Source organism: Agrobacterium sp. DE0009, from assembly GCF_007680755.1.
GTDB classification, from domain to species: Bacteria; Pseudomonadota; Alphaproteobacteria; order Rhizobiales; family Rhizobiaceae; genus Agrobacterium; species Agrobacterium tumefaciens_B.
This window is the reverse complement of sequence record NZ_VEIU01000040.1, coordinates 1-468: the sequence shown is the minus strand read 5'-3', so window position 1 is coordinate 468 and position 468 is coordinate 1. Positions and strand designations below refer to the sequence as shown.

At 62.6% G+C, this 468-nt stretch carries 1 protein-coding gene; it reads right to left on the bottom strand.

The window, feature by feature from the left end:
- Positions 1 to 468, bottom strand: a 468-nt coding sequence (locus FS804_RS24725) for an SDR family oxidoreductase (protein ID WP_186376982.1), incomplete at both ends; no start/stop codon positions are given.

Below are 468 nucleotides of genomic sequence, written 5' to 3'. Positions count from 1 at the left end.
ATCGGCTGGAAGTCGATATCCGGCACTTTCACCACGCCGTCGGCCGCATAAGCGCCGGCCAGGGTCTCGATGAACTCATGGAACTGCGTCGCGCGGACGATGGTGTACCCTTGGCCCGACGCCGCGACGGTCTCCTCCTGCGCCAGCTTGCCGGCCATGTAGGGATTGGCCGCGAGCTGATCGGCGTTGACAATGGAAAGGACGACGTGGTGGCGTACGCCCGCGGCCTTTTCTGCGATCGTCAGGTTGCTGCTCGACGTTCCAAAGAAGTCGGTTATCACAGTCTTGTCGAACGACATCATGTTGGAAACGTCGATGACGGCGTCGGCGCCTGCTAGCGCATCGGCCAGTCCTTCGCCTGTGTAGGCATTGATCCCGTTGCGGGAGCTTGCGACGACGGCTTCGTGGCCGGCGTCCTGTAGCAACTTCACTGCCTTCGAGCCGATCAGGCCCGTGCCGCCGATGACG